This is a genomic window from Aquimarina ulvae (assembly GCF_053613295.3).
Genome location: NZ_JBSIBP030000001.1, coordinates 45,971 through 59,162 on the forward strand (window position 1 = coordinate 45,971; position 13,192 = coordinate 59,162).

Genomic DNA, 13,192 nt, shown 5'->3' on the forward strand with positions numbered 1-13,192 from the left:
CATGGCTAAAGCAACACAAAAATTAACTAGAAAAAAGTCAACAACCTCTCAGCTAAATGTGATCAAATATATCAAATGGTTTTGGATCACTTTTGCGATAGGAGTACTTTTGGTGATACTATTGTTTTTGTTAGCGAGTTGGGGGACTTTTGGAGAAATGCCTGGGTTTGATGAACTAGAAAACCCTCAAAACGACTTAGCAACTCAGATTATTTCTTCTGATGGGAAACAAATAGGTACATTTTTTAAAGAAAACAGAACTCCTGTTAACTTTGAGGATTTATCCTCGAACTTAGTAAATGCACTAGTGGCAACAGAAGATGTTAGGTATTATGAACATTCTGGAATAGATGCCAGAGGAACCATTAGGGCTTTTGCTTTTTTAGGCAAAAAAGGTGGAGCCAGTACAATAACACAACAATTAGCAAAGCTTCTTTTTACAGGAAAAAGATCCAGAGGTTGGCAACGTTATACCCAAAAGATTAAAGAGTGGGTAATTGCTGCTCGTCTGGAAAGACAATATACCAAAGACGAGATCATGGCGATGTACTTAAACAAGTATGATTTCCTGAACCAGGCAATAGGTATTAGCTCGGCTTCTCGTATTTATTTTAATAAAACACCTAAAGACCTTAAAAAAGAAGAAGCGGCAGTATTAGTAGGGATGTTAAAAAATTCTTCGCTTTTTAATCCTTTAAGAAGACCTGAATTGGTAAAAAATAGAAGAGATGTAGTGTTGTCTCAGATGGAAAAATACGAATTTATTACTGTACAGGAGAAAGATAGTCTACAGCAATTGCCTTTAGAATTGGATTATGCGCCAGAAGGGCATTCTGATGGGATTGCTACTTATTTCAGAGAATATGTTAGAAGTTGGATGAGTAATTGGGTAGAAAAAAACCCGAAAGGAAAAGATGAAGACGGGAATAACTTGTACTACAATATTTATAGAGATGGATTAAGAATTAATGTAACGATTGATTCCAGAATGCAAAAGTATGCAGAAGAAGCCGTACAAGAACATATGACTAATTTGCAGAAAGAATTCGACAAGCAGGAACAAAAGAATAAAACCTCACCGTTTAGAGATTTAACTAAAAAAGAAGTTGAAGGCATCATAAATAGAGCTATTAGAAATTCTGCCAGAAGAAAAGAAATGTTGTCTCAGAATAAAAGTGAAGAAGAAATTCTAAAATCTTTTGACATTAAGACAGAAATGAAAGTATTTTCTTGGAAAGGATACATAGACACCATAATGACTCCTAGAGATTCTATTTTATATTACAAAGGATTTCTAAGATCAGGAATGATGTCTATGGAGCCACAAACAGGTCAGGTAAAAGCATGGGTTGGAGGTGTTGATATCAAACATTTTCAGTATGACCATGTCTATCAAGGAGCAAGACAAGTAGGTTCTACTTTTAAACCTTTTGTTTATGCAACTGCCATTGATCAGCTTAAATTATCTCCTTGTGACACACTACCAATGTCGCAGATAACGATTCCTGCGGGTTCTCATGGTGTCATGGAGGATTGGACTCCAAAGAATAGTGATGCCAAGTATACTGGCTATTTGAGTCTTAAAGAGGCACTTGCCAAGTCTGTAAATACAGTTTCTGCTCGGTTAATGGATCGCATTGGACCTAAACCAATCGTACGGTTGGCAAAAAAAGCAGGTGTTGAATCAGAAATCATTGAAGTTGCTTCGATAGCTCTAGGGTCTGTAGACCTGAAATTATCTGAAATGGTTGGAGCGTACAGTACTTTTGCAAACGAAGGTATTTATAACAAACCTGTTATGGTTACTAGCATTGAAGACAAAAATGGAGCCACTTTATATCAATTTGAACCAGAAACACGTGATGTAATTAGTAAAGAGGCAGCTTACGTGACATTAAACCTATTGGAAGGAGTTACCCAGTCTGGCTCTGGAGCACGTCTTAGATCAGGCCCATCTAATAGATATGATTATAAAAATGTAGTGACAGGATATCCATATGAGTTTACGAACCCAATAGCTGGTAAAACCGGAACTACACAAAATCAAAGTGATGGTTGGTTTATGGGGATAGTTCCCAATCTTTGCACAGGTGTATGGGTAGGAGGTGATGACCGAGCAACCCACTTTAATTCTACTAAGTATGGACAAGGTGCAACAATGGCATTACCAATATGGGGTTTATATATGAGAAAATGTTATGCAGATAAAGCTCTTAACATATCAAAAGATGCTTTCAAAACACCTGAAAACCTAACAATAGAAGTAGATTGTGAAGAGTTTAGAAAAAAAATCAAAGTAGAAGATCCTATAGAAGATGAATTTGGTCTTTAGTAAATAATCCATTAAAACAGAATGGAGAAATCGGTTTTCAACAAGAAAAGAGATAATCAACCTGTCCGTCTGAACTTTCGGAAAAATGTTAAATTTTTTTGGATTGTTTTTATAACACCCATACTGTTTGTAATTTTTTTATTTCTTTTGGCTAGTCGGGGAGCTTTGGGTAAAATGCCCACGTTCGAGGATTTAGAAAATCCCAAGAATGATTTGGCAGCTCAGATAATATCTTCAGATGGAGTTCAACTAGGGACTATTTTTAAACCAAATGAAAACAGGACTCCAATTACATATGACGATTTGCCACCACACCTTGTACACGCATTAATCGCGACAGAAGATATTCGGTTTTATGAACATTCAGGAATAGACGCGAGAGGAACGCTTAGAGCTTTCAGCTCTCTTGGCAGAAGAGGAGGAGCAAGTACCATCACGCAACAATTGGCAAGATTACTTTTTATAGGCATTAGGTCGAAAAATTGGGATAAGTATACACAGAAAATTAGAGAATGGGTGATTGCCGCCCGTCTCGAAAGGCAATACACTAAGAATGAAATCATAGTTATGTACTTAAATAAGTACGATTTTGCTAGGCAGGCTATCGGCATTGGATCTGCATCAAGAATTTATTTTAATAAAAAACCTATTGATCTTAATATAGAGGAAGCAGCTGTTCTGATAGGAATGCTGAAAAGCGCTACTATTTATAATCCTAAAACCAGATTTAAAAAATCTTTAAACAGAAGAAATACAGTATTAAGTCAAATGGCAAAGTATGGATATATAACTGTCCACGAAAGAGATAGTTTGCAAAAAACACCGTTGTTATTAGATTATAAACCAGAAGGTTATTCTGAGGGTAGTGCCACCTATTTTAGGAAACAAGTAAAAAAATGGACTGAAGATTGGATCTTGGAAAACCCTAAGGGAAAAAATGCTGAAGGCGAAGCAATGTTTCATGATATGTATCGAGATGGACTTAAAATTCACGTAACGGTTGATTCTCGTATGCAAAAATATGCAGAAGAAGCAGTTGAAGAACACCTAAAAAATCTCCAAAAAGAATTTAACAAACAAGAAACTAATAATAAAACTTCACCATTTAAAGGAATTTCCAGTCATCAAGTAAATAAGATTATAAGTCGTGCCATTAAAACGTCATCCAGAAGAAAAAAAATGCTTCATCAAGGTAAAAACGAAAAAGAAATTCTAGCTTCTTTTGATAAGGAAACAAGAATGAAAGTGTTTTCTTGGAACGGTGTATTAGATACACTGATGACACCAAGAGATTCTATTTTATATTATAAAAAGTTTTTACACACAGGATTGATGTCTATGGTCCCTCAAACAGGAGAAATAAAAGCCTGGGTTGGTGGTATTAACCATAAATATTTTAAGTACGATCACGTGAATCAGGGAACTCGACAGGTTGGGTCTACATTTAAACCATTTGTGTATGCTGCCGCTATTGATCAATTAAAATATTCTCCTTGTTATACAATACCTAGGGCAAAAGTGACGATACCCGTTGGAAAGCATGGGGTATCCGGTGAGGATTGGACTCCTACCAATACAGACGGAAACTATGTAGGGTCTTTAACCCTTAAGGATGCATTGGCAGGATCTGTAAATACTGTTTCTGCTCGATTAATGGACAGAATAGGACCCGAACCCATCATTAATTTAGCTAAAAAACTAGGTATAGAATCTAACATAGATACGGTGGCTTCCATATCCTTAGGAACAGAAAACCTTAAGTTATTTGAAATGGTAGGTGCATACAGTGCTTTTACTAATGAGGGAGTATACATAAAACCTTTCATCATCTCTTATATTGAGGATAAACATGGAACAGTATTGTTTGATAATTTTCCAGAAAGAAAGGACGTAATTAACAAGGAATCTGCTTATGTAACACTTAATTTGATGGAAGGCGTTACACAGAACGGATCTGGTAAAAGATTAAGAACAAAGGCATCTAGTCAATATGTATTTAAAAACGTTACTACCGGTTATCCTTATGAATTTACAAATCCAATAGCTGGAAAAACGGGGACTACACAAAATCAGAGCGATGGGTGGTTTATGGGGATGGTACCTAATTTGTGTACTGGAGTCTGGGTTGGTGGTGATAATAGATCGATACGGTTTGAATCCATTACTTATGGATCAGGTGCGACGATGGCACTTCCGATTTGGGCATTGTACATGAAAAAATGCTATAGCGATCCACATTTAAAAATCTCCAAATCAGATTTTATAAAGCCTGAAAACCTTACAATTGAATTAAATTGCGAAAGCCAAGAAAATAGAAGTAATGTAGACGATGAATTCGGTTTTTAATATTAAAAATAGATATCCTAAAAATTTCCAAAACTATAAGCGTTCAAACGATTTAGTATTATTTTTTTAGTACTTTTAATCTGTTAAAAATAGAACAGTATGATTCGTAAAACGGTGGCTGGAGTTATTGAAGCTACAAAAGGGGTAAAAGACAACATGACTTTTATGCTTGGAGGCTTTGGTCTTTGTGGAATACCAGAAAATTCTATTGCAGAACTGGTGAAGAAAAACATCAAAGGGTTAACTTGTATTTCTAATAATGCGGGTGTTGATGACTTTGGTTTAGGGCTTTTACTTCAACAAAAACAAATCAAAAAAATGGTTTCTTCTTATGTGGGAGAAAATGATGAATTTGAACGGCAGATGCTTAGTGGAGAATTGGAAGTAGAACTTATTCCTCAAGGCACGTTAGCAGAAAGGTGTAGAGCTGCACAAGGAGGTTTTCCTGCTTTTTTCACACCAGCCGGTTTTGGGACCGAGGTTGCAGAAGGAAAAGAAACAAGAGCATTTGATGGAAAAATGTATATACTCGAAAAAGCATTTAAAGCAGATTTTGCATTCGTAAAAGCATGGAAAGGAGATGAAGCAGGAAATCTTATTTTTAAAGGCACGGCAAGAAACTTTAATCCGTCTATGTGTGGTGCTGCAAAAATTACGGTAGCAGAGGTAGAAGAGTTAGTGCCAGCAGGGACTTTGGATCCAGATCATATTCATATTCCTGGAATTTTTGTTCAAAGAATTTTTCAAGGAGAGAAATACGAGAAGAGAATTGAGCAACGTACAGTTAGAAAGAAGAAAGAATAGATAATTGAAGTAAATTTTAAAATATAAGCATCATGGCAGCATTACGATTAGGGGACAGCGCACCAAACTTTACTGCTCAAACAACAGAAGGAGCAATTGATTTTCATAATTGGTTAGGAGACAGTTGGGGTATTTTGTTTTCACATCCGGCAGACTATACACCAGTATGTACAACAGAGCTAGGAACTGTGGCAAGGTATACAGATGAGTTTAAGAAACGAAATGTGAAAGTTGCTGCATTGAGTGTAGACGGATTAGATTCGCATCAGGGATGGATTAAGGACATCAATGAAACCCAAAATACGACGGTTAATTTTCCAATTATAGCAGATGAAGATAGAAAAGTATCAGAGTTATATGATATGATCCATCCGAATGCAGATAGTCAATTAACAGTACGTTCGGTATTTGTAATTGCACCAGATAAAACAATAAAACTTACCATTACCTACCCTGCTTCTACAGGTCGTAATTTTGATGAAATATTGAGGGTAATAGATTCACTGCAGCTTACTGCTTATCATAAAGTGGCAACACCTGCTAACTGGAATCAAGGAGAAGATTGTGTAATTGTTCCTTCGGTAAGTGATAAAGATATACCAGAATTATTCCCAAAAGGACATAAAGAGATTAAACCCTATTTACGAATGACTCCACAACCCAATTAAATAATTAGTGAAGTTAAAATACAAAGGTAAAAAACAATATTTATACTCCTATAATTAATATGGAGGTGATTTACAGATGAAAGTTGATATAGTATATCACATGATGAGCGCTGTAGTCACTTTAGGCTGAAAATAATTGTATCAAGCCATTGGAAAGATTGCAATGGAGATCGCATTTTTTATATAGGTTCTAAAAGGTAAAGTAACGAATTCTTTTAATTCGTATAAAATCAGAAGAAGATAATTATGCTTGATAAAAATGGAATAGCAAAACGTATAGCCAAAGAGCTTCAGGATGGATATTTTGTCAATCTAGGAATTGGAATTCCAACACTGGTTGCTAATTATATACCAGAAGGAATAGAAGTAGAGTTCCAGAGTGAAAATGGGGTATTGGGTATGGGACCATTTCCATTTGAAGGAGATGAGGATGCGGATATTATTAATGCAGGTAAGCAGACGATAACAACGCTGCCAGGAGCGTCTTTCTTTGATTCTGCAATCAGTTTCAGTATGATTAGGGGTCAGCACGTGGATTTAACTATACTAGGTGCTATGGAAGTAGCAGAGAATGGGGATATTGCAAATTGGAAAATTCCGGGTAAAATGGTCAAAGGAATGGGAGGTGCAATGGATCTTGTCGCTAGTGCCGAGAATATTATTGTGGCTATGATGCATACCAATAGGGCTGGAGCGTCTAAATTACTTAAAACATGTTCTTTACCACTAACAGGTGTAAATTGTGTTAAGAAAGTCGTGACAAATATGGCAGTGCTGGAAGTTACCAAAGATGGATTTAAGTTGTTGGAAAGAGCTCCGGGTGTAAGCGTTCAGGAGATTCAAAATGCAACGGAAGGAAACCTAATAATCGAAGGAAATATACCAGAAATGATTTTGGATTGATTGTTTACTAACTCTTCAAATACTACATAGATCTGTACGTTTTTGAATTAAATGGTTACGGATAATAAATAAGAAACAAAAACGTTATTGAATATATAGCTTAAAAAAGTAAATTATTGTAAGAAAAAAACTACATATTCGTTATTTTTTTGAGTACTTAAAGCTTTACTTTAATCCGTTTTTACTAGATTTATGTTATTAAATGTTAAAATTTTGTGTTTTTCATCTATTTTAATGGTCTTTGAACGTTGATTTGCAAAATATTTTGCATATTAGCAGTCCCTATAAAGCAGTACACTTAATTGTGCTCTTTTAAAATAATAATTAAATTTTAACCCTCACACATTGCCCTATTATGAAAAAGCGTTTAAATCGTCTACAGAAATCAGTTAAACCTACAATCGAATTGATCTCTAACTGTATGTATTTAGCAAAAAAAGTATTTTTGTTTTAACAAAAAAGTATTTTTGTTATATGATTTTTGTTGTTAATGAATCGCAGCCCTAAGTCGCGATGAATGAACCTGTTAGTCCTATGTGCATAACAGGTTTTTTTGTACCAGTATTTCTTATGGTATTATGAAGTTTAGATAATTGGATACTTCATATATATATTCTAAAGTACATATTATTTTAATTATATAACCCAATAAACGCAAATACTGACAACTCTATATCACGTGTTTTAATCTTACCGGAATATTTTGAAAACTTCATAGCTTATGGTATGGCAGTAGGCAAAACAAGTAAATGTCATTCACCAGCCCGATTTCTCTATAAAAATGCCTGATCTATCGGTTCCCAAAGTTCTATTTTGTTGCCATCTGGATCTAAAATCCACCCAAATTTTCCATATTCATACTCTTCGATTTCACCAACAATAGTGACTCCTTCTTGTTTGAGTGTTTTTAATAGCGCTGTAAGATTTTCCACCCTGAAATTCATCATAAATTCTTTTGTACTAGGAGAGAAATAAGTTGTATCATCTTTAAAAGGGCTCCATTGCGTCGAACAATCATTACCTTCTTTGTCTTTCCACCAGAAAGTACACCCATAGTCATCCACCGGTAAGCCTAAATGTTTACCATACCATTCTTTTGTTGTTTTCGGATCTTTTGTCTTGAAGAAAAATCCTCCTAAACCTGTTACTCTTTTCATCTGTTCTCTTTTATTGATTTTTAATTGTTATGACTCTCTTTATACATAATACTGATTATTTCTTTTGAATATTGGTTTCATACATTTCGATCCACTGAGAAACGGATAATTTTGTAGCTAATTCTCCGATGAGTTTGAGCGGAATTTGATCTACTTTTTTAAAACGTATACAACTTTTACCCATATCCAACTTAGTCTTCACGTATTTTGGATATTCACATACAAACCAATCCATTAAATCTTTATCAGCATAAATCCCTGAATGATAGACTGCTATAAAGTTTTTTTGAGAGGCAATATTCATAAATGGCAACGGAAGTTTAGGGTCACAATGGTATCCGTTAGGATATATCTCGTGCGGAACTACATACCCTATCATTCCGTAATTGATTTCTTCAGAGAATCCTTTAGGTAAGTTATCTAAAATCACTTTACGAAGATTTCTCATAGGCTCTTTACGCTCTTCTGGTATGGCTTCCAGATATTCATCAGGTGTACTTACTTGATATTGCATAGATATTGATTCTTAATTATTGGTTGCTGTTTTTTTTTGCAGAACAAGTCCTGAAATTAATGAAATTATAAATCCGATGACCAATACGGTAGCAGACATTAATAAAAAATTCATCAAAGGACTTGAAAATAGTTTCTTTTGCGTTTCTAATTCTTGGAGTTTCACATGAAACGTGGCCTCCGGGAGAGAGTTGCTCATCTGTTCTACCATATGGTTATAGTATTCTTCAGTGAAATCAGGATTGATATATTTTATATAGATAACATCTATGATTCCAAATGCCAGTGCAGCAAACAGGGAAATCAGTATACCTATGATAAGTGCTTTTCCAAAAGATACCGCTCCATTATTTTCTTTATCTCTATAATGTTTTATTCCAAAGAATATAAAAAGTAATGAGATGACCATACTTGCATAGCCAATAACTTCTTGTAAAGAATAAGAAAGGTTTTTACCAAAAGTAAGGCTTAGCATAAATAATATGCATATAGTAATTGCTCCATATATTCCGTATCGTAGAACTGTGTTTTTCATTTTTGAATTATTTATTGGTTGAGGTCAAAAGTAGGTTAGAAAGCTAAAAAAGGACTCATACTAAAGTATGAATTTAGTAAACTCTTGCAAAAATACTCAATCATTTCCTGTGAATAATTTGTAGTATACTTTTAAGGTAAAATCATCTAAAAGGGTATGATTCGGAGCTCTTTTGCAATCTGTATTGCCTGCGTTCTACGTTTAGCATTTAGCTTAAGCAAGACATTGGAAACATGAGTTTTTATGGTGCTTTCTGATACAAAAAGCTTTTCTGCAATCTCTTTATTGGATAATCCGGATGCTATTTCAGATAACACCTCTTGTTCACGCTTGCTTAAGCCGAGTGCTTTTATTTTCTCGTGATCAATTTCTTTAGAAACTACTTTGCTTCGATAGAGTACTTTTTTATTAATAATAACACCAATCACAAAAAAGACTACAGCGATGCCAGCAATAATAAATTCAATAGAAGTGTTACCAGAAATAAGACTGTATTTACTAAGCTGAAAAAGCAGAAGTAATGCTAACACTAAAGTTCCGAAGATGAGTATGGTTTTCTTCATGATATAAATGTAATAAAACCATAGGGACTATTTTGTTTAGGTATTATCACATGATTTAGTAAGAAATTAAATTAATTTCTTGTTGCAGATTTTTTTTAGCTTGGTTTTCAAACTTCGCATAGAAATAATTTGTTTTGAAGATACGAGGCATGTCAATAAAGTGTTTTAACACCTTGACTCTACCTTTGTGATACATGAAATCTGGATAGTATTTATATTCTTTTCTTACATTTTTAAAATAAATCTCATATACTTCCCAACTGCTTCCTAAGATTGAAAGATCCGCATCGGTAAAACAATTGGTATCCATATCCTCTGAGACTTGATGTCCCTGAGTAGCTAAAATTATTCCTTTACACAGTTCAATTCTCTCTGAATCTATGGATAAAGAATGTAATACCTTACTAGCTTTTTGAGCGCTTCGTTCTTCATTATCCTGTTTTAATACATTGTAAATATAGTCGTGGTAGTATAATGCAAATAGCAGTATATCCCAGTCTATAATTTCTTTTTTTACAGAAAGTAATTGCCGGTATAAGTTTTCCAGATGTAATGTATTATGATAATATCGGTTTTTCTTAGTATGATTTTTAAAGATTTCATTCCATAGGGAATCAATATATTCTTTATCTTCAGAATATTTAGAAACCAGGGATGTAAAAACTTCTCTTAGCAAAATGCTGCTTTTATTTTATCGACAATAGTTTGTGCCAGTTTTTCTTTTGACTCTATTGTCCACCCTGCAATATGAGGACTTAAGATCACATTGTTCATTTTTAAGAGTTCCTGAAGCGGTTGTGGCATGTCGCTTTCTTCCGTAAACAAATTTTCAAAAGAAGATTTTTCATATTCCAAAACATCAAGTCCGGCACCTAAGACCTTTCCAGATTGTAGCGCTGCTACCAAATCCCTTGTTACAACGTTTTTACCTCTTGCTGTATTAATAAGCCAGAAAGGTTTCTTGAAATTAGTTATAAATTTCTGATCAATCATTTTATCAGTGAGCGGCGTCCACGGTGTGTGTAAACTCAAAACATCTGTTTTATCAAAAAGTTCTGCTAATGTTACCTGTGTGGCATCACTATTTTCTATATCTTCTTTGATGTCATAACAAATAACCTCTACATCAAAACCTCTAAGTTTACGGGCAAATGCTCTTCCCATATTTCCATAACCAATGATGCCTACTGTTTTTAGATCAAGCTCTATCCCTCTGTTTTTTTCGCGATTCCATTGACCGTTCCTTACTTGGTGATCTGCACTATTTAATTTGTTGAATAATGATAATATCATGCCTAGTGCATGTTCTCCCACAGCATTACGATTTCCTTCTGGTGCAGAGAAAAGTTTAATTCCTTTTTTTTTGGCATACTCGATATCAATATTTTCTAAACCTGCGCCAACACGACCTATAAATTTTAGGTTTGCAGCGTTATCTAAAAAGTCTTTGTCGATCCTAAAACGACTTCGGAGGATAATACCTTCAAATTCTTTTATTTTTGTTTCCACCGCAGATTTAGTAGAAATATAATCTTCTTCGTTTTCGAACCCAAGGTCATTCAGTTGTTCTAATAGTAATGGATGATTAGCATCTATATGGAGTATTTTCATTACAATGTTCTATTAATACTTCAAAAGTAATTAATAAAAGACAAATAATTTCAATCGGAGTAAGGATGACTCGATATTTATATTGTATAAAGCCGTTTTTAACTTTTTTAAAAAAAAAGAGTTGATATGATAAACCTATCTATCCATAATGAATGATTTTAGTCGTATATGGATAGTATATGAATAAGCATACCTATTGATCTCACGATGTTGTGTTTGCAGGAATAAAAATTGCTTTAATTCTCGTAATAATACCTTGTAAAATGCTAAAAATTGCATCAGACGAAAAACCACCGATCAGTGCTAATACACTTTTATTAAATAGATTAATATCGTCTGGATCAGTTTTGTAAAAAGAAATAATTTCTGAAGATATAAGACCGGCAATAACACCGAGTATAATCATAGTAATATAATAGATAGTGTCTTCTGGCACTAAAGTGCTGTTTTTTGCTGAGCTACTTACATTTTTTAGTAAATAGAATAGTACTCCTAAACCCGAAACAGATGATAAGAAACTTAGATTTAGCAGTAATGGAATCCCATTGTTATTTAATATTCCCTTATCAAGCGATTGGTTATTTACCTCAGGTGATAAACTAGAGACGATAAACGTTACCAGGAAAAATAGAGCGAGTATAACTAAATTTCTTACCAATGGAAGTTTTCCAAATAGCGTTTTGCCTTTTCCCTGTTGATTCAGTTGTTTTGTATAATGAATTGACTTAGGAGTCGCGGGGGCAATATTTTTACACAATAAGTTATGCGCATTAATCAAGTCATCTACAGAGCTTTTCTGAATAAGGCTATTTACTTCAGTATTGATAATAATACCATTATAAACGGCAAACGATAATATATTGTTTATCTCGGTGCTCAGTTCATCGATGATCTCTTTAGAAATCCCAGGAACAATTTCTGGTTTAGGGGAAATTTGCTTTTTTGTTTTAGTTGTAGTGTTACTGGTACCGTCTGCTGTAGCCATGATTTGGAATTTTGAAACTATTTTTCGTACTTTAAAACTATAAAATTAATACCAGTAAAAACATAGTATTTATACCTGTTTTTTTAGAAAAGAAATTTCATATGCACGCTAGTTAAAAAGATCAATAGTGTATAGAAGTTTTTTTGAATTTGACATAAATTTTGACAACCTTATTTAATTATAAAAAAACACTCTAGTTGTTATGTGAAACAAGTAGTTTTATTTTGTAAATTGAACAAGAATTAGGAAGACAATATAATTACTTACGATAACGAGTAAAAAACCCAAAATTAAAGTACCATGAGATCAATTTTACTATCACTATTTTTTATTACCCTACTTATTTCTTGTAAGTCTCAACAAAAAGGGGAGACGTTAAATGAAAGTGAAGACATCGAAGCCATCACCGAAGATGAATTATTAACCGGTAAAGTTCTTGGCAAAAGAAAAAAGGTAATGGAGTATGTAGCGGTAAAGTTAGTAGTAGATGAGAATACGTGCATGAAAGCATATACGGATAAAGATGGATTGTATGATTTTCTTATCAACCCAAGTAAAATGAAAGCAGATAGTTATTTTGAATTTGTTTATAAAGGATACGCAAAGAAGAAGGTGCCTTACACAGAAATAACTAAAAACGGGACAGTGAGACTTAGTACAAAAGGACAAGTAGTTACTACTACAGATTATCGTATCTTCTATGAAGATATACGATCTTGCAAGAACGAACTGTAAGTTCCAATTAATGTAAGATTTAATCTAGCTATTGAATGCC

At 33.9% G+C, this 13,192-nt stretch carries 13 protein-coding genes; 6 read left to right on the top strand and 7 right to left on the bottom strand.

Going from position 1 to position 13,192, the window contains the following annotated elements; all coding sequences use genetic code 11:
• The first annotated feature begins 1 nt into the window (after position 1).
• From ACWGOQ_RS00240 to ACWGOQ_RS00260, 5 genes are all read left to right on the top strand, one after another.
• Positions 2-2,332, top strand: coding sequence for a penicillin-binding protein 1A (locus ACWGOQ_RS00240; RefSeq protein ID WP_452056536.1), 2,331 nt, complete (start codon positions 2-4; stop codon positions 2,330-2,332).
• Between the two features lie 21 nt (positions 2,333-2,353).
• Positions 2,354-4,678 carry a transglycosylase domain-containing protein gene (locus ACWGOQ_RS00245; RefSeq protein WP_452056537.1) on the top strand — a complete coding sequence of 775 codons (2,325 nt, stop codon included), beginning with the start codon at positions 2,354-2,356 and terminating at the stop codon, positions 4,676-4,678.
• 99 nt (positions 4,679-4,777) lie between these two features.
• Positions 4,778-5,482, top strand: coding sequence for a CoA transferase subunit A (locus tag ACWGOQ_RS00250; protein ID WP_452056538.1), 705 nt, complete (start codon positions 4,778-4,780; stop codon positions 5,480-5,482).
• 32 nt (positions 5,483-5,514) lie between these two features.
• On the top strand, positions 5,515-6,150 hold the full coding sequence (locus ACWGOQ_RS00255; protein ID WP_452056539.1) for a peroxiredoxin: 636 nt from the start codon (positions 5,515-5,517) through the stop codon (positions 6,148-6,150).
• Positions 6,151-6,396: 246 nt separating this feature from the next.
• Entirely contained in the window at positions 6,397-7,053 is a 657-nt protein-coding gene (locus ACWGOQ_RS00260; RefSeq protein ID WP_452056540.1) for a CoA transferase subunit B, read from the top strand.
• Positions 7,054-7,826: 773 nt separating this feature from the next.
• Here ACWGOQ_RS00260 and ACWGOQ_RS00265 read toward each other — a convergent pair.
• From ACWGOQ_RS00265 to ACWGOQ_RS00295, 7 genes are all read right to left on the bottom strand, one after another.
• A complete protein-coding gene (locus ACWGOQ_RS00265; RefSeq protein WP_452056541.1) occupies positions 7,827-8,210 on the bottom strand; it encodes a VOC family protein in 384 nt (127 codons plus the stop codon).
• Positions 8,211-8,265: 55 nt separating this feature from the next.
• A complete protein-coding gene (locus tag ACWGOQ_RS00270; RefSeq protein ID WP_452056542.1) occupies positions 8,266-8,724 on the bottom strand; it encodes a DUF1801 domain-containing protein in 459 nt (152 codons plus the stop codon).
• A 12-nt stretch (positions 8,725-8,736) separates the two neighbouring features.
• Positions 8,737-9,258 carry a DUF4199 domain-containing protein gene (locus ACWGOQ_RS00275; RefSeq protein WP_452056543.1) on the bottom strand — a complete coding sequence of 174 codons (522 nt, stop codon included), beginning with the start codon at positions 9,256-9,258 and terminating at the stop codon, positions 8,737-8,739.
• A 146-nt stretch (positions 9,259-9,404) separates the two neighbouring features.
• Positions 9,405-9,821, bottom strand: a complete 417-nt coding sequence (locus ACWGOQ_RS00280; protein WP_452056544.1) for a response regulator transcription factor — start codon at positions 9,819-9,821, stop codon at positions 9,405-9,407.
• A gap of 55 nt (positions 9,822-9,876) precedes the next feature.
• Positions 9,877-10,497, bottom strand: coding sequence for an HD domain-containing protein (locus tag ACWGOQ_RS00285; RefSeq protein ID WP_452056545.1), 621 nt, complete (start codon positions 10,495-10,497; stop codon positions 9,877-9,879).
• Positions 10,491-11,432 carry a 2-hydroxyacid dehydrogenase gene (locus ACWGOQ_RS00290; protein WP_452056546.1) on the bottom strand — a complete coding sequence of 314 codons (942 nt, stop codon included), beginning with the start codon at positions 11,430-11,432 and terminating at the stop codon, positions 10,491-10,493. The genes ACWGOQ_RS00285 and ACWGOQ_RS00290 overlap by 7 nt, the downstream gene beginning before the upstream one ends.
• A 202-nt stretch (positions 11,433-11,634) precedes the next feature.
• Positions 11,635-12,417, bottom strand: coding sequence for a hypothetical protein (locus ACWGOQ_RS00295; RefSeq protein ID WP_452056547.1), 783 nt, complete (start codon positions 12,415-12,417; stop codon positions 11,635-11,637).
• A gap of 300 nt (positions 12,418-12,717) precedes the next feature.
• Here ACWGOQ_RS00295 and ACWGOQ_RS00300 point away from each other — a divergent pair, with 300 nt between their 5' ends.
• Positions 12,718-13,152 (top strand): hypothetical protein, encoded by a 435-nt coding sequence (locus ACWGOQ_RS00300; protein WP_452056548.1) that lies wholly within the window; start codon positions 12,718-12,720, stop codon positions 13,150-13,152.
• Positions 13,153-13,192 lie beyond the last annotated feature (40 nt).